Below are 25,063 nucleotides of genomic sequence, written 5' to 3' on the forward strand. Positions count from 1 at the left end.
TCAACCTTTCTGAGGTAGAGCTACTCGGTGAGTATCGGAAATGGATTTGAGCGAGTATGCAAGCCCTTCCTCATCAAAGAAATTTCGGTATGAATGTTCATACTCGGATTTGACCTGTTGACGGAAGGCTACCATTTCCTCTCGTTTGGTTGGGTCCATATCCGGAATGGCTGCAATGAGACGTTTGGTATAGATGTGTTGCGGATTCTCAAAAATATCATTTGTTGTGCCCTGTTCCACATATCGACCTTTATACATAATTCCAATCTGATCACACATATGACGGATGATGCCGAGATCGTGACTGATGAACAGATAGGTCAGATTTAGTTCTTTTTGAATCTCCTGCATGAAGTTGAGTACCTGAGCCTGTACCGACACATCGAGTGCAGATACAGGTTCATCCGCGATAATTAGCTTCGGCTTCAGTGCAATAGCCCGTGCAATGCCGATCCGTTGACGCTGTCCGCCGGAGAATTCATGCGGATATTTGTAGATTGATTCCGGACTCAGGCCAACCTTTTCAAGTAATTCTCTTACTTGTCTTTTTTCCTCGGTAGCTGTCAGACGCTCATAGTTACGGAACGGCTCAGCGATAATATCGATAACCCGCTTCTTTGGATTCAGTGATGAATATGGGTCTTGAAAAATCATTTGTACATCCCGCTGGAGCTGCCTGTTCTTACGTCGCTCTGTAGCCAGATTTTTGCCGTTAAACAGGATCTTTCCGTCAGTGACATGGTTTAGCCCAATAATGGCTCTGCCTGTTGTTGTTTTTCCTGAACCTGATTCGCCAACCAGACCATAGGTCTGTCCTTCTTCAATGGAGAAGCTAACATCATCAACAGCCTTTACACTGCCAATTTCCCGTTTAAGCAATCCACCGCGAATCGGAAAGTGTATCTTAAGCCCTTCTACTTCGAGTAATGCCATTATGTTATTCCTCCTCAGCTTTGGTCAGGGAAATGAAAGTGCTGGTAACAGGTACACCGTACAAAGTGACCTGGTGCAATTTCATGCATCTGTGGGTTCTCTTCATGAGCCGATTCACTAATCCATGGAATTCGGGCTTTGAATCTGCACCCTTTGCGAGGAAGATTTTTGAGTGATGGTACGATGCCTTGGATGACATGTAATTTGGATCTTTCTTCAGACAGGGTGGGAATAGAGTTCAACAATGAGCGGGTATATGGATGCTTCGCATCGTTCATCAATGTGAAGATATCTGCGATTTCAACAATTTCACCTGCATACATAACTGCTACGCGATCAGCCATCTCAGCAACGACACCCAGATCATGTGTAATCAGAATAATGCCTGCGTTAATTTCACTCTTCAGATCACGGATCAGCTCCAGAATCTGTAGTTGAATCGTAACGTCAAGCGCCGTCGTTGGTTCATCGGCTATGAGTAATTCCGGTTTGTTGGCAATCGCAATGGCAATAACAATTCTCTGTCTCATACCACCAGATAGTTCGTGGGGATACTGCTTGTATATTTGTTCGGGACGTGGAATCCCTACCTGATTCAATAAGTGAATTACCTTTTCTCTCTTCTCTCTGGAAGACAGCTTGGACTGATGAAGTGTGAGAATCTCTTCAATCTGTTCACCAATAATCATTAGAGGATTTAGTGCGGACAATGGGTCCTGAAAAATCATGCCCATTTCTTTGCCGCGTAGCTTGTTTAACTTGCTTGGGGAGATGTTGGCAATATCTTGTCCTTTATAGAGAATCTGGCCTTCAATTTTTGCTTTGTTATGCAAACCCATAAGAGAGAATGCAAAAGCACTTTTACCTGACCCGGATTCACCTACAATCGCCAACACTTCATTTTTCTTCACCGTAAGGTTAACGTGATCCACTGCTGCATAATAGTCATCTTCAATTCTGAATGATGTTGTTAGATTTCTGACTTCCAATAGCTCTGTATTCAAATCAATCACCCTAACCCCATAATTTCCGTAGATTGTATTCGTGTGTAGAGAAATGCATCCACTGTATATTTCCAAGTTCTTGAAGATAACGAACAATAGCTTATACAAAATACCAAATTGTTAGGAGAAACAAGTTTAAGAGACTCATATTTAGACCATTGGTCAATTAATGTTGATAATTCCTAGCGGAATTATATATCAAAATAATTAATGTAATCATACGTGTAATTTTAGCTAACGTCAATGCTTATTTTGAGATTTTTGGTATAAATGTTTTTTATACTACAGATTTGGATATTAGTAATACTATAAAGGCTTATAGCAGGGAATTTGAGAGGTGTTATCTTGTTTTTGGCTGTGAGGTGAACATAGGCAATTGGTCAAAATAACATATACATAACATAATAGTTACATCTAGTGTATGTGTATGCTTTAATTTAAGTAGACAATCTTAATTTTACGTGAGGTAAATGTTACATATATGAGTGATGATTATATCTCGACCTATAGCTGAATTTTATTGAACCGGAGCCGTTATGCTTACAATTGAAATAATATGTGCGATCAAAGTAAAAAATCTAGTTAATCTAGTATAGTTTTATTTATTTGCTAATGTAAAGACCAAATTGTCATCTTTTATCATTTATTTTACAAAAGAAAGAAAAAAGCCCTGCAAAATGCAGAGCTTGTCTAATATTTATTCATTTAAATGTATATATAACACGCTTTACTGAGAATCAGGTGGTCTTTTACCACGTTTTAACTCATTGATACTCAAGCCAAAATCCATCTGCAAGTGAGGATAGTCCGGAAAGTTTGGCCAGTCTCCACCCCAAGTGAAACCTAACTCTTTGGCGAGGTCCACTACTTCCATCCAGTCTGCATTGCCATTCCCGTTATCATCACGTTCCATATCCCACACCACATCACCCTCAGGCGTCCTCAATGCAAAATCAATTGCTAATCCGTAGTTATGATATGACTCACCACCACGTGCATTAGTAACGATATTGCCTGCACTTGAGCGTCCTTGGTTGAATAGTGCATCTTGCTCCTCGGAACTTCGGTAACCGTGGGTGATAACAATCTCTATTCCACGTCTCGCTGCCTTACGTACCAATAATTTCTCATTCTCTGCTATCACAGGATGTAGGCCGGTGATTGGCATAGCTTCTTGGATTGTTGTCCCGGGCCACATATTATCTATATCACCTTTTTGCTGTAACCACACATATATAATGGAAAGTAAAAGAGTAGCTATAATCCAGGTTTTTAGACTTCTCTTTTTTCTCTGTTTGCCTTTACGTTTTGATGTATTCATATCCACTCCTGATGTTTATTCTGAAATAAACGGCTATTCTTGCTGTCTGAACCTTTTCAGTAGATTAGACTCTATTATAAATCATTTGAGCCTTGAATGCTTCTATCACCACAGTATTGAATTCTTCCATTTGTTAGAGTGGATCTGTTACTTCTATTACTTCTATATGATATATACAAAAAAGCAGCCGGCTATAAGCCGACTGCTTCGTATGCAAGCTGAGTAAAAACTACTCAGTTGTGTATGGCAATAATGCGATTTGACGGGAGCGTTTGATTGCAATCGTCAGCATGCGTTGATATTTAGCGCTAGTACCTGTTACACGGCGTGGCAAAATTTTTCCACGTTCGCTGATAAATTTACGAAGCAAGTCCGTATCTTTATAATCGATGTGAGTAATTTTGTTAGCTGTGAAGAAGCACACTTTACGACGTTTATTACGGCCGCCACGACGTGCCGGTCTTTTATCGTTGTCTCCGCCTTCTCTTTGCTTGAAGCCCATGCTTTTCAGTCCTTTCCTATCATGTAACCCATATCTCCTAAGAGTATCAGTTCATGTTAAAATGGCAAATCATCATCCGATATATCAATCGGTTTTCCGTCATCGGAAAAAGGATCCTGATTGTTGCTACGCGAATTATTGTTATTGTTCGCGCGTCCGCCGCCTCCATAAGAAGGCTCTTCACGCATTGGTTGCCCACCGCCGCCACCGCTATTATCACGGTTAGCTGACTCCAAGAAACGGACATTATCGGCAATGACTTCGGTCACGTATACACGTTTTCCTTCGTTATTCTCGTAGTTCCGTACTTGAATGCGTCCTTCGACTGCAGCCAGGCGTCCTTTGCGCAAGTAGTTCGCACAGGTCTCGGCAAGCTGTCTCCAGGTTACGACCGGAATGAAATCGGCTTCCTTTTCTCCCCCTTGGCTTGTAAACGGTCTGTCCACTGCCAAAGTAAATTGCGTAACTGCTACTCCTGCTGGAGTGTAACGCAACTCAGGATCCCGGGTTAACCGTCCGATCAGAATGACACGGTTCAACAATGTAATCCCCTCCTTCAGAGCGTATTGGTGCGTTAATCACGAGTAGTCTTAAGCAGACTTAACGTCGTTGGTAATGAGATAACGAATTACTTCGTCAGAAATCTTCATGAGACGCTCAAGTTCAGTTACAACTGCTGGTTCAGCAGTGAAATGTACCAGAACATAAAAACCATCACGGAATTTCTTGATCTCATACGCAAGACGGCGTTTACCCATAACGTCGTGAGCTGTAACTTCACCACCGCCGTTGGAGATGATGCCTTGGAATTTATCGACTGTAGCTTGAACAACTTCTTGCTCAATGTCAGGACGAATAATGTACATCACTTCATATTTGCGCATAATTTTCACCTCCTTATGGACTCTGGCCCTCAATCTAGGTTGAGAGCAAGGAACGAGCACAAACTCGAACTATATTAATATAACAAATACCGAGTCAAAGTGCAAGCAAACGTTCCCTGTACATATTGGCACATGATCAGCCCGGCTATGGAGCACACTACAGAAGCAACAAAGTAACATAATCTGCAGAGGAGGTTTTATCATGGGTGAAAAAACCGAGTTTGAACCAGGAGACAAAGCCCCAAACGATGGAGAGTACACGGAAGTTGGGGAAAAAAGCTTTGTCACGGAAATTCAGAACCCAAAGCGGGTAACGCTGCAAAAAGGTGAAGCTTTTCCCGAAACAAGCAATCATAATCGTAAGTGGAAGAAGCTGACCAAAGCCCGCGTCCATTAATCGCAATACTTTTTTACGATCCATGTATATAAAACGGAATAAAGCACATAATACAATCAGGCGGTGCACGAGAGAGGTGTGGTTCCGTTGGACAACGAAGCCGATCATTCGCTGTTGGAGATTCATCACGTAATTTAAGAAGCAAGTGGTTATGTGTAGTAAGGCCCTTCGTCTGAAGCACGCGTATTGCTACGTGCAGTACACCAAGTTTCTGATTGTTACGACCGATTGTTTCCTAACAAACAAATGCACCGCCGGATAAAGAGCCCTTCGGGGCTCTTTATTTTTCGTTTGAGTCATCAATGATGCATCTGATATAGATACATTTCAATACATATTCAATAAAACGTTATACCAAAAAAGACTTTCCTAATGGAAAGTCTTCTTATCGATCTTTTTATTAAACTCAATGTGTATTGAGTAAGTTACATTTGAAGTGGCGGAAAGGGTGGGATTCGAACCCACGCACGCTGTGACACGCCTAACTGATTTCGAGTCAGCCCCCTTGGGCCTCTTGGGTACCTTTCCGCAGCAATATTGATTATAGCATGATCATTTACAGAACGCAACACTCCTACGGAGCCTGCATGTAAACGTTATTACGCATACTGCATACCGAATTATTGCAAGCTCAGGATTCAGTGGAATTCTCGGCTGAACGCAGTACCTTCTTCATGTTTTTCTCGAATTTCGCTCTTGGAATCAACACGCTGTGTTTACATCCGACACACTTAATCCGAATATCCATACCCATACGAATGATCTCCATCTCATTGCTGCCACAGGGATGTTGCTTCTTCATCTGCACGATATCCCCAAGCTGGAAACTTTTACGCTCCACCTGTGCCATCCCCCTCATCTTTCTCCAAAGCTACTGCCTGTTCCAATACGGCTTGATTGCTCATCTCATGATACTCCAGCGTTTTTTTCACATCGCCCTGAATCTGACGTTCCACCGAAGCACGAGAGTTAGGCATACATTCAGCCACAATTCGCACCACATACTCAGATGTAGACATCGACTGTATACCGAGCACATCCGGCACCTTCACAATATTTAGGTCACGCTCTTCAATCCCAACCAAAGACTTTTTCACCAGGTGTACCGACTCATCAAGGCTCAAGTCCGCCTTCATCGGAATATCCACTACAGCCAACGAATTCGACATGGAGTAGTTCGTTACACTTGCAATCGCCCCGTTTGGGATAATGTGCACTTCACCTTGCCAGCTGACCAGTTTGGTAGTTCTAAGTCCGATCACTTCAACCGTTCCCTTGTAGGTTCCTGTCTGAATAACATCCCCCACAGCGAACTGGTCCTCCAATATAATGAAGAAACCGGTAATAACATCCTTGACCAGACCCTGTGCACCAAAACCAATGGCAAGCCCGAGCACACCGGCACTCGCGAGTAGCGGTCCAACTTGGATATTGATCTCAGATAACAGTAGCAGAATCATAATAAAATTACATGTTATGGAGGTCGCATTTTTCAACAGTTCCCCTACGGTTACGAACCTGCGCGGATTCACGCGAATCTTGCCTTCCTGCTTGCGTTCCATGGAACGATCTATAATTCGATAGACTACTTTAATGACAATACGGGTGATGATAAAAATAATGATAATCCGGATTGAGCTGAACATGATGTTAAGCCACATATCGGGATCAGCAATTTTGTTCCAGACTTTATCCGTCCAACGAAGGGCTTCACCAACGGCGGTTGCGGCACCACTAGTTGTAGTCCCTTGAGCAAACTGAAATGACAACATTCATCATCCCTCCTCTACATCGGTATGTTATCATAGCTGTCTTCTGTTTTGAAATAGAGGCCTCGGATCTCTACGAACTCATTACGAATGATCTTCTGCACTCGCTCCAGATCCTCTTTTGGAAACTGAATACATAACGCACACCCTGCTGTAATTTCTTTTGGTGTAGGGAACAAATCAATCTCTATCTCAGCAAACTCCAGCAGCATTTCAGCACGCAGTGCCTGCTGGGTTGAATCAAATGCAATCAGCATCCAATCGTTAATCCATTCGTCCATGTTCGGCTCCTTTCACCATACGTCCAACCCTAGAGAAAAAGCTTGTCCTCTCGAAGTATAAAACGCTCTACCTTTCCATATACTGTTACTACTATTCCAAGGGAAAGGATAGATCCTATGAATCCTACTTCGCGTTCCTTTTCATCACAAGACATGACCAGTTTGAAAATCCCCCATACCGATCCAGGTATTCATTCGGCCATTACCCATCGTTTAATGTTTCACCTCTATAAAGCCCATTCTCTGCAAAATGTAGTGATTGTCTGCATCGGCACAGATCGCTCAACAGGCGACTGCCTTGGTCCTCTGGTCGGATCAGCCCTTTCCAAGTGGGACAGCCCTTTATTCCATCTATATGGTACCTTGGATGAACCAGTCCATGCGATGAACCTGCAAGATACACTCCACAACATACAGAAAACACACCATAACCCTTATGTGATTGGCATTGACGCCTGTCTCGGTCAATCATCCAGTGTGGGATGCATTCAAGTTGTGAATGGTCCACTCAAGCCGGGTGCGGGGGTAAATAAAGAATTACCGCCGGTCGGCGATATCCATCTGACAGGTATCGTTAACGTCGGCGGCTTTATGGAATACTTTGTTCTACAGAACACACGGCTCAGTCTTGTTATGCGCATGTCCGAGATTATTTCCAGCAGTCTATACTCGGCCATTCGGGAATGGCATACACGTTCTACTCTGCTTGCTGTGCCAGAGTAATAGCTTCCTTTTCCTCTGGGGACAGAGTATACGTGGACTCTCCCCCTTTAAGAGGTTTGGCATATACATAAGAACCGTCACGGTTATATATCCCCGTAAGAATCATGCCATCCTGGCTATCGTTAATCATGGCCATTGAGAAGCTCAGATCACTGCCACGCTCTCCATAAGCATTGTACCTTTTCACGCCAACTTTACCTTGAATGCGGGTCAGCTTTTGCATGACAACTTGCAGCTGATTCGTTTGCAGTTTGTGTTCATCCTCAATGCTGTCCATCTGAAGTTTCAGATTAATCAGCAATGATTCCAGGTCCTCTACTCCACTGCCAGCCATCATGGCTTCATATTTACGTTTAAACTTTCGTAACTTTGCCCCTTGAACAATACTCACAATCAGCAAGATCACCGTAAGTAATGCCATTCCGCCAATAATCCATAACAGCTGTTCCAGAATCAGCTCGTTTAATTCAGCCATGTAATTGCAACTACCCCTCTATATTTTTGATCAGATTAACGTCTGTCCTGTAATATTATCATTTATTATAAATCAACCCGATATCAAATGAGTTCATCATTTCAACTCTAATCTAGTCTGCCCCAGTCAATTCCAATACTGCCTTAACGAGTGCTTCCACATGTTCTCTAGTTGAATTGTATCCCACACTGGCCCTTACTGCTCCGGTAGCGGTTGTACCAGCAGATTCGTGTGCAAGGGGTGTGCAATGAAAACCGGAGCGAACCGCAATCCCATAATTCCGATCTAAACGGAAGGCGAGTTGTGCTGAATCATACCCATCTACAGTAAAAGATACTAATCCAGTGCGTGGCTGTCCAATCTCTGGACCAAGCATTCGTATACCCTTAACGGATGATAGCCCATCCATTATATGTTGGGTCAGTTCCCACTCATGTTGGTAGATGAACGTGGGTGTCATCTCAAGTACATGTTTCACACCCGCATTCAGCCCTGCGATCCCGACTGTATTCGGCGTCCCCGCTTCATACCGATCAGGACGCACCTTTGGCTGCTCCAGAGCTTCTGACTGACTTCCGGTTCCTCCATGAAGTAAAGGCTCTATATCGAGCTCTGGAGCAATGTACAAGCCCCCTGTACCCTGAGGACCAAGCAGTCCCTTATGCCCTGGAAAAGCCAACATATCAATGCCCAATTGTTGTACATTCACAGGCATAACCCCAGCACTCTGAGCTGCATCTACCAATAAGATCGCCTGATGTTTACGACATAGGAGCGAAATTTCTCCTATAGGAAGAATACTGCCAAGCAGATTCGAACTATGTGTACATACCACCAATCTGGTATTGGAACGAAACATACGTTCCATTTGCATCAGATCAATGGCTCCCGCAGCATTAACAGGTACATAATCAATCTCCACATTTCGGAGTCTGCGCATATACTCTAGTGGTCGTCTGACTGAGTTATGTTCAGCCATGGTGGCAATCACATGGTCGCCCTCTCTGAGCGAGCCTTGAATCGCCAGATTCAGTGCTTCTGTCGTATTTGATCCGAATGCAATATCATTCGCATTTTTGATTCCAAAGATATTGGATATGGATTTTCTCGCCTCGAACAATACACGACTTGCCTGAACAGCCATACGGTGACTTCCTCTGCCAGGATTGGCTCCGGCAATCTCCAATGCACTCAACATCGCATCACCGACAGTAGGTGGTTTGGGCCAAGATGTTGCTGCATGATCTAGATAGATAACTCCCTCCACCTCACAACCACCTCTGTCCTATAAATTAATAATTCGCCTGCACATATTGCACATATAACCCTATAAACAAAGAATGACATATCGTTTCTCCATGGTACAGAGGCGATATGTCATGACATGAGTAAGCCCCGCATGTTGTTAATGAATCATAGACCCGACTGTTATTGTAACAATTCCAATAGCCGTTCCAGATCCTGTTGACTGTAGTAGTTGAGCTCAATTTTACCTTTATCTTTATTATGCTTGATTTTCACTGTGGTTTTGAAACGTTCACGAAGAGATTCTTCCAATGTATCAATGAATGGATCTTTCTTTTTTAACTTCGATTTGGCTTTAGCCTCACCTGTTTTGGAGCGATCCAGTTGTTGAACAGCTTCCTCCAACTCACGTACACTCCATTGCTGATCAATGGTCTGTTTGGCAAGTTGCTTCACTATAACCTCGTCTTTAACACCCACGATCGCACGTGCATGTCCCATAGATAATGTTCCACGTGAAACATGGTCTTTTACTTCTTCGGGCAATGATAACAGACGCAAGAAGTTAGCAATGTGAGAACGTGATTTACCTACTTTTACAGACAACTCTTCCTGAGTCAACGCGAATTGATCCATTAACCCCTGATAAGCAACTGCAACTTCCATGGCGTTCAGATTCTCCCGTTGCAGGTTCTCGATCAACGCAATCTCCATTACCTGCTGATCACTGAAGTTGCGGACTACAGCCGGTACCGTGGCATTACCACAATATTGCGAAGCTCTGAACCGTCGTTCTCCGGCAATAATCTCATAACCTCGTAATACAGGACGAACAATAATGGGTTGTATGACACCATGCTGACGAATGGACTCAGCAAGTTCATGTATTGCGCCCTCATCAAATACTTTACGTGGTTGATAGGGGTTAGCCCGCAGTTGACTAATCGGGATTTCTACGACTTTATCATCGTCATTAATTGAAAGCGAAGGAATGAGGGCATCAAGACCTTTTCCAAGCCGCTTACTCATAAGAAATCACTTCCTTTGCGAGCTCTAAATACACTTCCGCCCCTCTTGAACGAGGGTCATACGTAATAATGGATTGACCATGAGATGGTGCTTCACTAAGCCGTACGTTACGCGGAATAATCGTTTGATATACTTTTTGTTGAAAATACTTTTTCACTTCTTCAATAACCTGAATCCCCAGATTGGTCCGTGCATCAAACATCGTCAGCAATACCCCTTCAATCTGCAGGGATGTATTCAGATGTTTCTGTACCAGACGAACCGTATTGAGCAACTGACTTAATCCTTCAAGTGCATAATACTCACACTGAATCGGAATGATCACCGAATCGGAAGCAGTCAACGAATTGATCGTTAACATACCAAGAGAGGGTGGACAATCGATCAGTATGTAATCATAGTTTTTTTTCACCATGGCGAGTGATTTTTTCAAACGAACTTCCCGTGATATCGTGGACACCAATTCGATCTCGGCTCCGGCAAGCTGAATCGTTGCAGGTATGATATGAAGGCCTTCAATCTGAGTCTCCAAAATTGCTTCTTGAGGAGGAACCTCATTAATAATGACATCATATATACAATTAGCCACATCTGCTTTATTGATTCCGACTCCGCTGGTTGTATTCCCCTGAGGGTCAATATCGACAAGCAATACTCTTTTCCCGAGTGAAGCCAGTCCTGCACCCAAGTTAACAGATGTCGTCGTTTTCCCCACACCGCCCTTTTGATTTGCTACGGCCATAATCTTAGACAATTACTTCACCTCAAATAAAATAGGAGTCTTTTCTGTAGGTTGTGAGATATTGTTAACAAAAAGCAGGCGGCTATCGTCCACACAAACAACAACTACCGTTCCATCAATATACCGACCGTTCTTTAAACATGTCAGACCTAACTTGCTTTATAGACATAAAAAGCGGCCCATTGCCGCCATAAGCTTCAATTATTTGCGTTTTGGAATATGGATAACGATCTCATAATGATCCTCATGGTCTGCTTCTTTTGTTTTGATGTCCAGACCAGAGCCAGTTACCATATCAATGGATTGGCGAATTGTATTAAGTGCAAGTCTTACATCCTTGGTAAAGGAAACACGTCTAGATTTTTTAATCTTGGAAGATTCCTTGTAGAAGGCAACACGTGCCTCTGTCTGTTTCACATTCAATTCTTTTTCGATAATCTCACCGAGCAACTTCATCTGCAGTTCTTCCGTATCCAGAGAAAGTAATGCTCTCGCATGCCGTTCAGAAATTTTGCGTTCCATCAATGCGGCCTTAATGCCGTCCGGAAGCTGTAACAACCGAATTTTGTTCGCGATGGTTGACTGGCTTTTGCCGAGTCGTTGTGCCAGACTTTCCTGTGTCAATTGATGCAAGTCGATCAGCTTCTGATAAGCGACAGCTTCCTCAATGGAAGTCAATCCTTCACGCTGCAAGTTCTCAATCAGTGCAATGGATGCGGCCTGAGAGTCGTTGAATTCACGCACAATAGCCGGAATCGTATCCAAACCCAATTTTCGAACTGCACGCCAGCGACGTTCCCCGGCAATAATCTCATATGATCCATTTCGCACGCGAACGACAATAGGCTGAATTACACCATGTGTTTTGATCGTCTGCAACAACTCATCAATTTTATCATCATCAAAAATAGTACGGGGTTGATATGGGCTGCTCACAATTTCATTAACCGGAATCTGTTTGATCTCATCTCCGTTATTGCGCTCCGCCAAACCAAACAACTTCGAAAATTGTTCTTTCATTCCGCAGATTACCACCTAGTTTCGTAATAGCTCCCACAGTCTTTGCAGGTGCTTCTTATTCAATAAGCGACCTTTCACATGCATCGTTCTTGGAATAAGTTTTGCCTTTCATAACGCTTTCTGTCATGCAACATCGAACGCATATCCATCTATCTATACATATAATCTATGATCGTTGTGACCCAGGATCGGATACTTCTATTCTATCATCTTTTCTATCATAATCCTATGCTTACCTATTCTTTAAACTCTACTAATTATCCTGCTTTTTCTTTGTGAATATTGGAAATATGACGACTTGCACACATTCAATTAATGAAATTGTTCATGAATTACTGTGCGTAAAATTCATCAATACAGGTTCTTTAAAAGATATGTAATACGAAGTATCTGTAATGTTGATCCAGTCCTCCATTTTAGAAAACAAAAAAAAGAGAATGTTTCACGTGAAACATCCTCTTCATCCATGTCTAAAATTCTATTTTGTTTTGACTTACTTCAAAACCATCACGCAACTATATCAGCGGAGTCTTCATTGGAGTACCTGGTTTGCGCGGATACTTATATGGTGTCTTATCAAATTTCTGAATCAGAATGATGTGACGCTCTGATTCTTCAACCGGCAGCTGGAAAGGATGAACAACCTTAACCCGTCCTTTCAGCTGATTGAAGCTGAACTCCGCTTCCTTCATTTCTTCACGCGGGTCTCCGCCCTTCATGGCAGCGAATATTCCACTTTTACGAACAAACGGAAGGCAGAATTCATTCAGCACAGCCAGCTTGGCTACTGCACGCGCCGTAACGAGATCGTAGCTGTCACGATACCCTTCTTTGCGTCCAATCTCTTCAGCACGTCCATGGACCAATTCCACATCAGTCAGACCAAGGATATCTACCACATGCTGTAGAAAGCCAATACGTTTATTTAATGAATCAATGATCGTAAGCTTAATATGTGGGAAACAGATCTTCAGTGGCAATCCCGGAAAACCCGCTCCTGATCCAATGTCAGCAAGCTTATTCACTTTGGTCATGTCAGTATAAAAAGCCAGCGATACCGAATCATAGAAATGTTTTGTATACACTTGCTCCCGATCCGTAATTCCAGTCAGATTCATCTTTTCATTCCAGGATACCAGTTCCTGATAATACAATTCGAATTGCTCCAACTGGAGTTCGCCCAGCTCTAATCCATGTTTCTTTAAGCGCCGCTGCAGTTGCTGTTGAATATCGTCCATTATTGTCCCCTTGCTGCGGTTACACGGTTATAATGCTCCAGGTAGACCAGCAGAATGGAGATGTCGGCAGGAGTAACTCCAGCAATACGAGAAGCCTGACCAATCGAGATTGGACGAATCGTAGCGAGCTTCTGTTTGGCTTCCATAGCAAGACCATGAATCTCATCATATACGATGGTGTCCGGAATTTTCTTTTTCTCCATCTTTTGCAAACGTTCCACGTGGATCAATTGTTTCTCAATATAACCCGCATATTTAATTTGTATTTCCACTTGTTCTTTCATATCTGCTGTCAGTTCTACCTCAGATGGTGAGAGCTGTTCAATCAGTTCATACCCCAGCTCCGGGCGACGCAGCAAGGTAAGCAACGTACTGCCATCCTGAATAGGTGTAGATCCGTACTCTTCCAGCTTGGCATTCACTTCAACCGGGCGAGCTTTAGCCACTTTCAGACGTGCGACTTCCTGCTCGACTTTCGCCTTTTTATCCAGGAATTTCGCATAACGCTCTTCAGGGATCAGGCCAATGTCATGTCCGATTTCCGTCAAACGCATATCTGCATTATCATGGCGAAGCAACAGACGATACTCAGCGCGTGAAGTCAACAGACGATACGGTTCATTTGTACCCTTTGTCACCAGATCATCAATCAGCACGCCAATATAACCTTGGGAACGATCAAGTATTACCGGCTCTTTCCCCTGTACTTTGAGTGCAGCGTTGATTCCAGCCATAACACCTTGTCCTGCTGCTTCTTCATAGCCGGAGGTACCATTAATCTGACCCGCCGTAAACAGACCTGGTAGACGTTTAGTTTCCAGTGATGGCCACAATTGTGTAGGCACCATCGCATCGTATTCAATCGCATAACCATTACGCATCATTTCCACTTTTTCCATACCTGGAATGGAACGCAGCATAGCCAGTTGAACGTCTTCTGGCATACTCGTAGACAACCCCTGTACGTAATACTCGGATGTGTTCTTGCCTTCCGGCTCAAGGAATATCTGATGTTTCGGCTTGTCGCTGAAACGAACAATTTTATCTTCAATGGAAGGGCAATAACGTGGTCCGGTTCCTTCAATAAGCCCCGAGAACATCGGAGCACGATGCAGATTATCATTAATAATCTGATGTGTATCCACAGATGTATACGTCAACCAGCAAGGCAACTGCTCATTATCGGAAGATTCTGTTTCATAGGAAAAGAACTTAGGCTTGTCATCGCCAGGCTGAATTTCGGTTTTGCTAAAATCAATCGTATCCTTATGCACACGTGGTGGTGTACCCGTTTTGAAACGAACCAGATCAAAGCCCAGTTCACGCAGATTCTCTGACAATTTAAGAGAGGGTTGTTGATTGTTCGGTCCACTCTCATACATCAACTCGCCCATAATTACTTTACCGCGCAAGTATGTGCCTGTTGTCAGAACGACCGCTTTAGCCCGATACTCTGTTCCGGTCTGAGTCACAACGCCTACACATTTTCCGTCTTCAACGATCAGTGAATCAACCATACCCTGACGCATTGTCAGATTACGTTCATTCTCCATCGTTTCCTTCATTTTATGCTGGTAGGAGAATTTATCTGCCTGAGCACGAAGCGCGTGAACAGCAGGCCCTTTCCCCGTGTTAAGCATCCGCATCTGAATAAAGGTTTTATCGATATTCCGTCCCATTTCTCCACCAAGTGCATCAATCTCACGGACAACATGTCCTTTAGCCGGTCCCCCAATAGATGGGTTACAAGGCATAAAAGCCACCATGTCCAGATTGATCGTAATCATTAGTGTTTTGGACCCCATACGAGCTGCGGCCAGCGCGGATTCCACACCAGCATGCCCTGCACCAACGACGATTACATCATAACTGCCGCCATCAAAAGTCATTCCCGTTTACCTCCTTATTCCGCTGCATTTGGTGTAACTCACGCAGACGGATCATGTTCTACAATAATGAAACTACTTCTAACCGTTCATCGGAACTTGCATCCCTATCTATATGAAACCAACACGTAATGGCTACAATATCATTCTATCCTTTGACAACAGGCAGAAATTGTACCTCTCCATCATACACTACGATTTAACTCAATCAGCAGTATATTATTTTTACTTTCCTAGACAGAACTGGGAGAAAATCTGATCAATTAATGCATCATGTGCTGTATCTCCAACAATCTCGCCCAAATGCTCCCACGCCAAACGAACATCAATCTGTATCATATCGATCGGAATGAACTGCTCTGCTGCTTCATAGGCATCCACCAGGGACTGCTTCGCTTTTTTGAGCAAAGCAATATGACGCACATTACTGACATAGGTCAGATCTGCTGACTCCAGTTTACCACTGAAGAATAGTGTAGAGATGGCATCTTCCAGTCGATCCACACCCAGATCATCTTTCACCGACATCGGTACAAGCCGTTCTTCCGGAATGTAACGAAGCAACACGTCACGTTCTACCTGTGGCGTTAAGTCCATTTTATTCATAATGATTATCGATTGTCTACCGCGGATTTGTTCCAATAATTCAATCTCATCGGGATGAAGTGGCTCCGCAGCATTCACAACCATCAAGATCAGATCGGCTTCACTTACTGCAGAACGAGAGCGTTCTACCCCGATCTTCTCAACAACGTCCATCGTTTCCCGTATTCCTGCCGTATCAAGCAACTTGAGCGGGATATTATTGATCGTAATGAACTCCTCGATCACATCACGAGTTGTTCCTGGAATGTCCGTGACGATAGCCCGGTTGTCTTGCGCAAGTGTATTCATCAATGAGGATTTACCTACGTTAGGTCGTCCAACGATAGCCGTCGTGATACCTTCTCGCAGGATCTTACCTTGCTCTGCTGTAGTCAGCAATTTATCAATTTCAGTCATAACCTGACTGGACTTTTCTTTAATAAAATCAGACGTTAACGACTCCACATCATGCTCGGGATAATCGATATTCACTTCAATATGAGCCAGTGTTTCCACCAATGTATATCGTAGATCACGCAATTTGGAGGACAACTTGCCTTCAACCTGTTTCAATGCAACCGAGAAAGCTCGGTCCGACTTGGAACGAATAAGATCCATGACTCCTTCCGCCTGAGACAGGTCAATCCGCCCATTAAGGAAAGCACGCTTCGTGAACTCACCGGGTTCAGCCAGACGAATATCAAGCTGCAACAACAGGTCCATGACCCGTTTAACAGACACTACACCGCCATGCGCACTGATCTCCACCACATCTTCTGTTGTGAACGAGCGTGGTGCTCGCATGACCGTAACCAATACTTCCTCAATCTTTTCCCCATTAACGGGATCTATGATATGACCATAATGAACCGTGTGAGATGCTGCCTGAGTTAAAGGGGTTTTGCTGCGAAAAATCTTTTCCGTCTCCGACACTGCTTCCGGGCCGCTGACCCGGATCACGGCGATACCCGCCTCTCCGACAGCCGTTGATATCGCTGTGATCGTATCACTGATCATAGTTATCTCTCCTTGCTCTATTTTAAATTGCCGTCCCTCTGGGGACGCCATATCCATTTTCAAATCTATTAATGATATATCATATGACATGTTGTTTATTATATTAAGTCCACTCTTTACTTGTTCTACGCACCTTATCAAATTGCTTCTGTACGAAAAAAGCAATGGCTTCTGCACCGGGCAGGAAGCCATTGCGTCTTCAATTTCGTGTTATTTCGTCGTAATAACCACACGCCGATTAGGCTCCTCGCCCTTACTTAACGTCTTAATCTGCGGGTGATTTTGCAGTTTTGCATGGATGACTTTTCGTTCGAGCGGAGGCATTGGTTCCAGTACAACTTCCTTACCGGTACGGATTGCTTGTCCAGCCAACCGTTCAGCCAGATCCTCCAGCGTCTTCCGCCGACGTTGACGGAAATTCTCCGCGTCGAGCACAATTCGAACGAAGCTTTCCGAATATCGGTTCGCTACAATGTTCGTTAGATACTGAAGCGCATCCAGCGTCTGTCCACGTCTGCCAATAATCATGCCCAGATCTTCGCCGGCAATATTGAAGATATGTCCATCCCGCTGTTTTTTGATATGCACTTCAACATCCAGTCCCATACCTGCTGCGACCTCTTTCAAGAAAGCAGCCGCTTCTTCATAGGGATTTTTAGCTGCAACATCCTCGAGTAATGCATCTACTTCAGATTTGTATGCAGCTGGTTTGATCGGCTGTGGAACAACTTCCGGTACAGGCAATAATTTCACTTCAACTTTGGCCGCCCTCACCCCGAACAAACCCAGGAATCCTTTTGACGGCTGCTCTAACACTTGTATCTCGACCTTGTCCCGACTTACGCCAAGCTCGGTCAATCCTTGGTTTACAGCATCTTCAACGGTTTTTCCTGACGTAATGACTTTGGTCATTTCGATTTTTTGGCCCCTTTCGACCCTTTTCCAGATACGGTCGCTTTGCCACCGTTTTTGCGTTTAGCTCCATTTTTGGAAGAGCTATTCTGCTTCACGTTGACCTCAGCCACGATTTTATCATTATTCCGGTAAAGGAAATAGTTTTGCACGATCGTGTAGATGTTACTGTAGAACCAGTACAGCGGAAGTGCTGACGGGAACTGATAAGACATCACGAAGATCAAAATCGGGTACACCCACAGCATAAACTGCATCGGACCCACTTGCTGTGCAGGGTTCATACGCATCATCATCCATGTTTGAATGAATGTTGTGATGGCAGCCAGCACTGGCAAAATAAACAGGTGATCGGGTGATCCGAGCTGGAGCCACAAGAAATCATGCGTTCTCAGACTGGAGTTTCCGTAAATTGAGTTATAAAGTGCGATGTAAATCGGCATCTGAATGATAAGTGGCAGACAACCGGCCATCGGATTAACTTTGTTCTCCTGGAACAACTTCATCGTTTCTTGCTGAACTTTCTCAGGTGTATCTTTAAACTTGGCTTGAATCTCCTTCAGCTGCGGCTGAATGGCCTGCATAGCTTTGGAGCTACGGACTTGTTTCATTGTTAGTGGTAAAATCAATGTCCGTACAATAAGCACCATCACGAGGACGGCCAGTCCATATTCACCTTTGAACCAGTTGGCGAATGTATCCAGCGCCAGTGAGAACCAGTACACAACATTGGCTTGCCAAAAAGAATCACTATTCTTTAGATCTTCCGTAGTAACCCCGGCTCCTTGTGGAGTACATCCGGCGAGCACAGTGACCATTGCAATGACTGCAATGAGGAGAATCCACTTCCCCTTTGATGTCTTCAATCGCGACACTTCATAACCCCTCTCTTAACCAATCCATTCCATCGTAAAATCATACCATAATTAGGAGGACAAATAAACCGAAGCTTACCGCTTGCTCGACTTCAAAAGAGAGCCCTTTCGCATCGCATGTAGCAGGCTTTTTTCCATTTCCTTATAGGGCATGTCCAGTGCACCTTTTCTGACGATAAAAATCAGATCCATCTGCGTGACGATTTCATGCTCATGATGACGAACAATTTCCTTGATCATGCGTCTCATCCGGTTGCGTACGACAGCGTTTCCGATTTTCTTGCTGCATGATACGCCGACCCGAAATTGTTCCGTATCTTTACGGCGACAGCCATACACCACGAATTGATGATTGGCAAACGATTTCCCATACCGGTATACGCGACTAAAGTCCGCCCGGTTTCGTAGACGCAGTCTTTTATACACGGCGCTTCTCCTTGCTCTTCTCCACCAATGTTATTGACGGAGGCCTCATTACTGATTTAGTATAGGCTTTCTTGAATGACGGTAAACCGCCTTGGCGACAACTTCATTTGGGATGATTGTTAATCAGCTACTTGAACTGATCCGCATTCATCCGGGATGAATGTTGATTGGCCATTTCAACCTATCAACGATTCATCATTATATAAGGTAAGTTTTCGAAAAATGGAAAACTCACTCAACATACATTCGTGTGTGTTCAGCACTTTTTCGCAGACCATTCAGACCTGATCTGTAGCAGCATCCAGTCTGATTTGAGCTAATTAAGAAAAAAAAGACCACCTCGGTGGTCTTCAATGCATTAAGCACTCAGGTTTTTACGGCCTTTAAGGCGACGTGCGGCCAAAATTTTACGGCCGTTGCTCGTGCTCATTCTTTTCCGGAAACCATGAACTTTTTTACGTTTGCTAACGTTCGGTTTGAATGTAGGTCTCAATGTATTGCACCTCCTCACAAGGAAATACTTATGTGATGAATCACTTTCATCTTCACAGAAAACACCTTTATATATTTAACCATGATCACCTGGAAAAGTCAACTGCATGGCGTAAGGCTTCTCCCTCTTTTATAGACACTCTCCATCCCACCCATAGTAATGACCACAGTCCGTTCACTTCAATACCATTACCAAGCCCCGAAGAGAGTCCTGAAAGTTATCCCCAGACCCTGATCAGATCACCCTATTTCATCGTTTATAGTTATCCACACCCTCCAATACCTGTTATCTCCTTCATTACATCCTGTTTAAAGTTATTCACATGTGGATAATGATTATAGGCTATTAATATCGTCAAATTCTAATCCCGTTGTATCCGCTTCAATTAAGGTTTACAAGCTTTTGAGAAAGGTGTAGGATAAAAATCACATCTTGTATACAAGTAGTCCTTTGAAAAAAACATTAACCGTTAGCTTGTAGCTACAGACTATGGATTGAACTGAATGTCCAGTCCGCAAAATAGTTATGCTATGATCAGTAATGAACTGATTACTTATTAATAGGAGCGTTAGCCATATGTTATTTCCTTCTTCCTGGCTTCAAGGGGCTTCCCGTGGTGAAGCCATTGCCTGCGAATTAAGGCTGCGGATCATCAGCGGTACCCTTCGACCTGGAGAGATTTTGTCGGAAAACCGAATTGCGGCTGATTTTGACAGCAGTCGTTCACCTGTCCGTGAAGCGTTGCGAACATTGTCCAATGAAGGACTTATTCGACTTGAACGTATGGGTGTCGTTGTCATTGGACTACGAATCAAGGATGTCGAAGAATTGTATGATGTCCGTTTCCTGATTGAAAGTTTTGTGCAGCAGCGACTTGCTGGTGATGTCCCAGAATCATTAATCACCCAGCTGCGTAACGTGATCGACAAAATGCAACTTGCTGGACGGCATCAGGACGCTGTCGAATTCGCCTATCAGGATCTCGTTTTCCACGAGACCATCATTGAAGCTGCTCAGCATTCCCGTATTTCACATCTATGGAAGAGTATTCGATATGTTGTGATGACCGTTATGCTGCTCACAACGCGCAGAGTATTTGTTCAAGGTGAGCAGAAAGTAAGCGCTGTAATTGAGAAACACCTTTTGCTCGTTGAAGCACTTGAATCAGGTGACAAGGTGCTCATTCAGGCTGGAGTCCGCACGTATTTCCAAGATTCTGGCAAAACCCTGCACGAAAGCTTTGATTCTTAATAGGTGCAAGGCGTTTGCAATCATATCCGTCGTGAATGATTGCGGCTTAACTTGTCGACAAGTATACAAAATGCGATTTTGTTTCAAATTTGGGCATGATAAAACTACATTTTTCGCCAACACCTTCTGCGATACTGGTACACATTTATTTGTTGACGATAATTTCACTTGTAAGCGTTCTATATCAGAAATAAAGGAGCACACAACATCATGAGCACTCTTTTTGGACTATCCCACAACGCAACATTATTGGTTTGGACGTTAATTGCGATCGTTTTTCTGATCGTTTTGATCTCCAAGTATAAATGGAATCCCTTTATCACCCTACTGTTGTCCGCATTAATGCTCGGTTTGCTTACAGGCATGAAACCTGCCGATGTGATCTCTTCCATTACCGGGGGACTTGGCGGCACACTTGGAACCATCGCAATTGTTATTGCTCTCGGTACGATGCTTGGTAAGATGATGGCCGAATCTGGCGGTGCCGAGCGCATTGCAACTACATTAGTTGATCGGTTTGGTGTGAAACGTGTGCACTGGGCCATGATGATTGTTGGATTTATCGTTGGTATTCCCGTTTTCTTCGAAGTTGGCGTGATTTTGATGATCCCCATCATTTTTACCGTTGCACGCAAAACCAACATGTCTTTGCTTCAGATTGGTATTCCCATTTTGGCGGGTCTGTCGACTGTACACGGTTTGGTTCCACCCCATCCAGCGCCAATGATTGCAATTGAAGCCTTCAGCGCGGATCTGGGTAAAACCATTTTGTACTCCCTTATTGTTGGTATTCCTACAGCGATTATTGCGGGTCCTTTGTTTGGTAAGTTTATTGGTAAAAGAATACACACCGAACCGCCAGCAGAACTGGCTGAACAATTCGCAACCAAAACAAACAGCAACATGCCTGGGTTTGGTATTACCCTGTTTACCATATTGCTGCCGGTTATTTTGATGCTGATTGGTTCCATAGCAAGCATCATTGACCCAAATGCCACGAGCGGTTTCACCGTTTTCAGTGAATTTATCGGTCATGAGATCATTGCTTTGCTCATTTCAGTTGTATTTGCCCTCTTTTCACTCGGCTTTGCACGTGGATTCACCAAACACGATATTTCCCGTTTCACCAGTGAATGTCTGGCGCCTACGGCGACCATCATTCTCATTATTGGTGGAGGCGGTGCCTTCAAACAGGTATTGATCAATAGTGGTGTGGGTAACGCGATTGCTGAAGTCGCTACCCATGCCAACATCAACGTGATCCTGTTTGCCTGGCTTGTCGCTGGTCTCATTCGTGTAGCTACCGGTTCAGCAACCGTAGCCATGACAACAGCCGCCGGTATTGTCGCTCCAGTGCTTGCACTCACACCAGGGGCCAATATTGAGCTGGTTGTACTCGCCACAGGTGCGGGGTCACTCATCTTGTCTCATGTAAACGATGCGGGATTCTGGATGATCAAAGAATTCTTTAATATGAGCGTTTCCCAGACATTGAAAACGTGGACCGTTATGGAAACACTATTATCTGTAGTGGGACTGATCTTTATTTTGCTCCTGAGTACAGTGGTATAAATGGAGTATCTATAGTAGAAAGAAATTAAAATCTCATCGCTTTCTGGAGAAAGAAGGATTAAATACATGAACAACTATATGATTGGGATCGATATTGGTACCACCAGTACCAAATCCGTATTATTTACCGAGCAAGGCTCTGTCGTCAGTACCTCAACGCAGGAATACCCTTTGTATACCCCGGCACCCGATGTTGCCGAGCAGGACCCTGAAGAGATTGTGCAAGCAGCCCTCCGTTCTGTGCGAGGAGTTATGGATCAGAGTGGTGTTGCTGCCGAGCAGATCCTGTTTGTATCCTGTAGCTCGGCTATGCATAGTGTCATTGCCATGGGACAGGATAATAAACCCTTAACCCGTTGCATCACCTGGGCGGATAATCGAAGTGCAGCTTGGTCTGCCAAGCTGCAAGAGAATGGATTGGGCCATCGCATTTATCTGCGCACAGGTACACCGATCCATCCCATGTCACCGCTGACCAAATTAATGTGGCTGCGCCACGATGAACCTGAACTTTTTGAGAGTACCGCCAAATTTATTTCGATTAAAGAATATCTGTTCTTCCGTCTATTCGGACAATATGTCGTCGACCATTCCATCGCTTCCTGCACAGGTTTGCTCAATCTGGAACAACTGGACTGGGACGCAGAGGCCCTTGAGGTTGCAGGCATTACACCCGACCATCTCTCGAAGCTTGTACCTACAACACATATATTAGAAGGAATGAATCTCGAATTGGCTGAAAAAATGGCTCTCTCCCCCTCTACGCCCTTTGTTATTGGCGCAAGTGATGGGGTTTTATCCAATCTCGGCGTAAACGCCATTGAACCTGGTGTTGTCGCAGCAACCATCGGAACCAGCGGGGCCATTCGCACTGTCGTGGACCGTCCGGTTACCGATCCCAAAGGTCGAACCTTCTGTTATGCCCTCACAGAGAATCTTTGGGTCATTGGTGGACCTGTGAATAACGGTGGCATGCTGTTTCGTTGGGTGCGGGATGAATTCGCCGCGTCTGAAGTGGAGACAGCGAAACGACTTGGCATCAATTCCTATGATGTACTGACCAAAATTGCCGAACGTGTCCGGCCGGGATCGGAAGGGCTTCTGTTCCATCCGTACCTTTCGGGCGAACGTGCCCCTTTATGGAATCCGGATGCCCGTGGCTCCTTTTTTGGCTTAACACTCCATCACCAGAAAGAGCATATGATTCGTGCTGTCCTGGAAGGGGTTATTTTCAACCTATATACGGTACTGCTCGCCATGGAAGAACAGATTGGGCAACCAACCTCCATTCAAGCCACTGGTGGGTTTGCACGCTCTCCTCTCTGGCGCCAGATGATGTCTGATATCTTCAATCAGGAAGTGGTTGTACCCGAGAGCTTCGAAAGTTCCTGTCTGGGTGCCGTCGTGCTTGGTTTGTACGCTACAGGGCGGATCCAATCGCTTCATGCCGTTTCTTCCATGGTCGGTACAACGCATCGGCATACCCCTATCAAAGAGAATGCTGTACTCTACCAAGAGCTGCTGCCCATCTTTATTCGGATCTCTCGCAAACTGGAAGAGGAATACGCAGATATCGCTGAATTCCAGCGTAAGATGTCCCTTCCCCGTCTCTAAATCATCAATCCATACTTCGTCTCTGCATTAAAAAAGAGGGTGTCCTCTAAAACCAAAAATCGGTTTTAGAGGACACCCTCTTTTGCTATACACGCATAATCTATCCTTTGATTTCATATTATACATTCATACACTTCAACCTCCATATTCGATCATCAGCTTACCCCTTGATCCTCATAATTCTCATTACATATGTCTCAAAATGAAGTCATCTATGTCCATTATTCTTATACATTGCCATCACAGAATTACCATCTGCTCAGAAAATACACCACTGATCTTGTTCAATTAAAAGCATGAGTTTACTCCCCTCTCCATATCCATCCAGACACTGAATTCGTCGCTTTCATCATCGCCCCATTGGCAAGAAAAACGCGAGGGTGAGAGGTCACTCTTTTTCTGATCTCAATCATGCTTTGTTTTCACTTCACGGTTATCCACAGACAGGTTATTCACAAACGAAGAATACTTTTACACACAATTTGGCATCATTTGACGGATAACCTGTGTATAAGACATTTTTGGTTTTTGGGTCATTCTGTCGAAAATTAAACAGTTTATAAACAATATATTGTGTTGTGACTAAAAATTATACACAAGTTATTGAATTTGTGGATAAAATCACGCGATACGTTGAAATGCGGGGTTTCTTTTGCTATGATTGTATTACTTTTGGATGTGAATATGTGATCTGACCCATAATATTATCAACAGCCTGTGGATAAAGTTGTGAACAATTTTCCGTTGTTCATACTTTTTTTGTTTTCGACCTGCGGGGGTTTGGGGATAAATTCAACAATATATCTCGTATTTCGACACTGCATCATGGCTTAAGCCACACTTGGAACATGTAAAAGGAGTGACAGTCT

The 25,063-nt window shown here is 44.0% G+C and carries 26 protein-coding genes and 1 tRNA gene; 5 read left to right on the forward strand and 22 right to left on the reverse strand.

What is annotated here, in order from left to right:
• From MHI48_RS30485 to rpsF, 6 genes are all read right to left on the reverse strand, one after another.
• Positions 1-933 carry an ABC transporter ATP-binding protein gene (locus MHI48_RS30485; RefSeq protein WP_047841027.1) on the reverse strand — a complete coding sequence of 311 codons (933 nt, stop codon included), beginning with the start codon at positions 931-933 and terminating at the stop codon, positions 1-3.
• Between the two features lie 14 nt (positions 934-947).
• Positions 948-1,937 (reverse strand): ABC transporter ATP-binding protein, encoded by a 990-nt coding sequence (locus MHI48_RS30490; RefSeq protein ID WP_036612047.1) that lies wholly within the window; start codon positions 1,935-1,937, stop codon positions 948-950.
• A gap of 727 nt (positions 1,938-2,664) precedes the next feature.
• Complete coding sequence (locus MHI48_RS30495) at positions 2,665-3,258, reverse strand: M15 family metallopeptidase (protein ID WP_076320182.1); 594 nt, start codon at positions 3,256-3,258, stop codon at positions 2,665-2,667.
• Positions 3,259-3,487: 229 nt separating this feature from the next.
• Positions 3,488-3,760: a 30S ribosomal protein S18 gene (rpsR, locus tag MHI48_RS30500; protein ID WP_017691433.1), complete on the reverse strand. Its 273-nt coding sequence runs from the start codon at positions 3,758-3,760 to the stop codon at positions 3,488-3,490.
• 56 nt (positions 3,761-3,816) lie between these two features.
• On the reverse strand, positions 3,817-4,302 hold the full coding sequence (gene ssb, locus MHI48_RS30505; protein ID WP_017691432.1) for a single-stranded DNA-binding protein: 486 nt from the start codon (positions 4,300-4,302) through the stop codon (positions 3,817-3,819).
• A 48-nt stretch (positions 4,303-4,350) separates the two neighbouring features.
• Complete coding sequence (gene rpsF / locus MHI48_RS30510; RefSeq protein ID WP_036611944.1) at positions 4,351-4,644, reverse strand: 30S ribosomal protein S6; 294 nt, start codon at positions 4,642-4,644, stop codon at positions 4,351-4,353.
• A 202-nt stretch (positions 4,645-4,846) separates the two neighbouring features.
• Here rpsF and MHI48_RS30515 point away from each other — a divergent pair, with 202 nt between their 5' ends.
• On the forward strand, positions 4,847-5,041 hold the full coding sequence (locus tag MHI48_RS30515; protein WP_036671877.1) for a YjzC family protein: 195 nt from the start codon (positions 4,847-4,849) through the stop codon (positions 5,039-5,041).
• 437 nt (positions 5,042-5,478) lie between these two features.
• Here MHI48_RS30515 and MHI48_RS30520 read toward each other — a convergent pair.
• The 4 genes from MHI48_RS30520 to MHI48_RS30535 all read right to left on the reverse strand — a co-directional run bounded on the left by MHI48_RS30520 (position 5,479) and on the right by MHI48_RS30535 (position 7,091).
• A tRNA-Ser gene (locus MHI48_RS30520) sits at positions 5,479-5,569 on the reverse strand.
• Between the two features lie 103 nt (positions 5,570-5,672).
• Positions 5,673-5,882 carry a DUF951 domain-containing protein gene (locus MHI48_RS30525; protein WP_076329298.1) on the reverse strand — a complete coding sequence of 70 codons (210 nt, stop codon included), beginning with the start codon at positions 5,880-5,882 and terminating at the stop codon, positions 5,673-5,675.
• Positions 5,872-6,813, reverse strand: coding sequence for a mechanosensitive ion channel family protein (locus tag MHI48_RS30530; protein ID WP_143781490.1), 942 nt, complete (start codon positions 6,811-6,813; stop codon positions 5,872-5,874). Before MHI48_RS30530 ends, MHI48_RS30525 begins: the two co-directional genes overlap by 11 nt.
• Before the next feature lie 14 nt (positions 6,814-6,827).
• Complete coding sequence (locus tag MHI48_RS30535) at positions 6,828-7,091, reverse strand: DUF3343 domain-containing protein (RefSeq protein ID WP_017691427.1); 264 nt, start codon at positions 7,089-7,091, stop codon at positions 6,828-6,830.
• Between the two features lie 117 nt (positions 7,092-7,208).
• On the opposite strand from MHI48_RS30535, the gene yyaC reads away from it, so the two are divergent.
• Entirely contained in the window at positions 7,209-7,814 is a 606-nt protein-coding gene (gene yyaC, locus MHI48_RS30540; RefSeq protein WP_036611957.1) for a spore protease YyaC, read from the forward strand.
• Here the strand turns inward: yyaC and MHI48_RS30545 are convergent.
• From MHI48_RS30545 to rpmH, 12 genes are all read right to left on the reverse strand, one after another.
• Positions 7,789-8,289 (reverse strand): DUF4446 family protein, encoded by a 501-nt coding sequence (locus tag MHI48_RS30545; protein ID WP_047841029.1) that lies wholly within the window; start codon positions 8,287-8,289, stop codon positions 7,789-7,791. The genes yyaC and MHI48_RS30545 overlap by 26 nt on opposite strands.
• A 112-nt stretch (positions 8,290-8,401) precedes the next feature.
• Positions 8,402-9,556, reverse strand: a complete 1,155-nt coding sequence (locus tag MHI48_RS30550; protein WP_076329297.1) for an aminotransferase class V-fold PLP-dependent enzyme — start codon at positions 9,554-9,556, stop codon at positions 8,402-8,404.
• Positions 9,557-9,717: 161 nt separating this feature from the next.
• A complete protein-coding gene (locus MHI48_RS30555; RefSeq protein ID WP_036611964.1) occupies positions 9,718-10,563 on the reverse strand; it encodes a ParB/RepB/Spo0J family partition protein in 846 nt (281 codons plus the stop codon).
• A complete protein-coding gene (locus MHI48_RS30560) occupies positions 10,556-11,317 on the reverse strand; it encodes a ParA family protein (RefSeq protein ID WP_036611966.1) in 762 nt (253 codons plus the stop codon). The genes MHI48_RS30555 and MHI48_RS30560 overlap by 8 nt, the downstream gene beginning before the upstream one ends.
• 189 nt (positions 11,318-11,506) lie before the next feature.
• Positions 11,507-12,325 carry a nucleoid occlusion protein gene (gene noc / locus MHI48_RS30565; protein WP_036611968.1) on the reverse strand — a complete coding sequence of 273 codons (819 nt, stop codon included), beginning with the start codon at positions 12,323-12,325 and terminating at the stop codon, positions 11,507-11,509.
• Positions 12,326-12,840: 515 nt separating this feature from the next.
• A complete protein-coding gene (gene rsmG, locus MHI48_RS30570; RefSeq protein ID WP_076329296.1) occupies positions 12,841-13,563 on the reverse strand; it encodes a 16S rRNA (guanine(527)-N(7))-methyltransferase RsmG in 723 nt (240 codons plus the stop codon).
• Entirely contained in the window at positions 13,563-15,452 is a 1,890-nt protein-coding gene (mnmG, locus tag MHI48_RS30575) for a tRNA uridine-5-carboxymethylaminomethyl(34) synthesis enzyme MnmG (protein WP_076329295.1), read from the reverse strand. The genes rsmG and mnmG overlap by 1 nt, the downstream gene beginning before the upstream one ends.
• Before the next feature lie 222 nt (positions 15,453-15,674).
• Positions 15,675-17,051 carry a tRNA uridine-5-carboxymethylaminomethyl(34) synthesis GTPase MnmE gene (mnmE, locus tag MHI48_RS30580; protein ID WP_036671881.1) on the reverse strand — a complete coding sequence of 459 codons (1,377 nt, stop codon included), beginning with the start codon at positions 17,049-17,051 and terminating at the stop codon, positions 15,675-15,677.
• Positions 17,052-17,261: 210 nt separating this feature from the next.
• Complete coding sequence (gene jag, locus MHI48_RS30585; RefSeq protein ID WP_036611977.1) at positions 17,262-17,963, reverse strand: RNA-binding cell elongation regulator Jag/EloR; 702 nt, start codon at positions 17,961-17,963, stop codon at positions 17,262-17,264.
• Positions 17,960-18,838 carry a YidC/Oxa1 family membrane protein insertase gene (locus MHI48_RS30590; protein ID WP_036611979.1) on the reverse strand — a complete coding sequence of 293 codons (879 nt, stop codon included), beginning with the start codon at positions 18,836-18,838 and terminating at the stop codon, positions 17,960-17,962. Before MHI48_RS30590 ends, jag begins: the two co-directional genes overlap by 4 nt.
• A gap of 75 nt (positions 18,839-18,913) precedes the next feature.
• Positions 18,914-19,264 (reverse strand): ribonuclease P protein component, encoded by a 351-nt coding sequence (rnpA, locus tag MHI48_RS30595; RefSeq protein WP_036611981.1) that lies wholly within the window; start codon positions 19,262-19,264, stop codon positions 18,914-18,916.
• Positions 19,265-19,622: 358 nt separating this feature from the next.
• Positions 19,623-19,757 carry a 50S ribosomal protein L34 gene (gene rpmH / locus MHI48_RS30600; RefSeq protein ID WP_017691413.1) on the reverse strand — a complete coding sequence of 45 codons (135 nt, stop codon included), beginning with the start codon at positions 19,755-19,757 and terminating at the stop codon, positions 19,623-19,625.
• A gap of 576 nt (positions 19,758-20,333) precedes the next feature.
• Here rpmH and MHI48_RS30605 point away from each other — a divergent pair.
• From MHI48_RS30605 to gntK, 3 genes are all read left to right on the forward strand, one after another.
• The gene (locus MHI48_RS30605; protein WP_076329294.1) at positions 20,334-21,008 is read left to right on the forward strand and encodes a GntR family transcriptional regulator; all 675 of its coding nucleotides are present in this window, start codon (positions 20,334-20,336) and stop codon (positions 21,006-21,008) included.
• A 210-nt stretch (positions 21,009-21,218) separates the two neighbouring features.
• A complete protein-coding gene (locus tag MHI48_RS30610; RefSeq protein WP_036671886.1) occupies positions 21,219-22,580 on the forward strand; it encodes a gluconate:H+ symporter in 1,362 nt (453 codons plus the stop codon).
• A 66-nt stretch (positions 22,581-22,646) separates the two neighbouring features.
• Positions 22,647-24,194: a gluconokinase gene (gene gntK / locus MHI48_RS30615; protein WP_340031562.1), complete on the forward strand. Its 1,548-nt coding sequence runs from the start codon at positions 22,647-22,649 to the stop codon at positions 24,192-24,194.
• The last annotated feature ends 869 nt before the right edge of the window (positions 24,195-25,063 follow it).

The organism is Paenibacillus sp. FSL H7-0942, from assembly GCF_045040715.1.
Classification (GTDB): Bacteria; Bacillota; Bacilli; order Paenibacillales; family Paenibacillaceae; genus Paenibacillus; species Paenibacillus amylolyticus.